Annotated in this window: 1 protein-coding gene; it reads right to left on the reverse strand. The window is 37.5% G+C overall.

Annotated elements, in window-relative coordinates; translation table 11 throughout:
* Nucleotides 1–277, reverse strand: a 277-nt coding sequence (locus ACX6XY_RS30235) for a beta-ketoacyl synthase N-terminal-like domain-containing protein (protein ID WP_460337857.1), incomplete at both ends; no start/stop codon positions are given.

The following is a 277-nucleotide window of genomic DNA, read 5'->3' on the forward strand; positions in this document are numbered from 1 at the left end:
TTCCTGAACCAATCCAAACACCAACGCGGTTTGCATTGGAATCATCAATAACTAAACCAGAGTCTTGTACAGCCATTTCAGCACTTGCAATTGCATAATGCGTAAAACGGTCCATTTTACGAGCTTCTTTTTTCTCTAGATATTTTTCTACATCAAAATCTTTTAACTCTGCTGCAATTTTAACCGGAAAGTCATCCGGATTAAGTCTTGTCATTTTTGCAACACCATTAACACCTTTTTTTGCGTTTTCCCAAGAAGTTTCCGCATCGTTTCCAAT

This window comes from Streptomyces sp. O3, from assembly GCF_054788135.1.